Annotated in this window: 1 protein-coding gene; it reads left to right on the plus strand. The window is 39.0% G+C overall.

Features of this window, described 5'->3' with window-relative positions; translation table 11 throughout:
• Window positions 1–377, plus strand: a 377-nt coding sequence (locus F8B77_RS17380; protein WP_151656914.1) for an ASCH domain-containing protein, incomplete at both ends; no start/stop codon positions are given.

Here is a 377-nt window from a genome sequence, read left to right on the forward strand (position 1 = left end):
CACTTTCTGAAACTGAGCGTAAAAAATATCAATCATTCAGTTCAGACTATTTCTGTGCTGATGAGCATAATGCCAATTTATGTGCGGAATTAATCCGAATTGGTCAAAAGACAGCAACTTGTAGTTTAAACGTTTGGTATGAATCTGGTGAAGAACCAATGCCAACCGTTGGTCACTTACAAGTGGTCGTTGATTGGAATGGAAAACCAATTTGTATCATTGAAATTGATTCAGTTGAAACGTGTAAATATAACGAAGTTACGGCTGATTTTGCTCATGCAGAAGGCGAGGGCGACCGTTCATTAAAATGGTGGCGTGAAGCTCATTGGCGTTTCTTTTCCGCTGAATGTTCAGAGTTAAATATTGAGCCTAATGAG

It is taken from the genome of Aliivibrio finisterrensis, assembly GCF_008933155.1.
Lineage (GTDB): Bacteria > Pseudomonadota > Gammaproteobacteria > Enterobacterales > Vibrionaceae > Aliivibrio > Aliivibrio finisterrensis.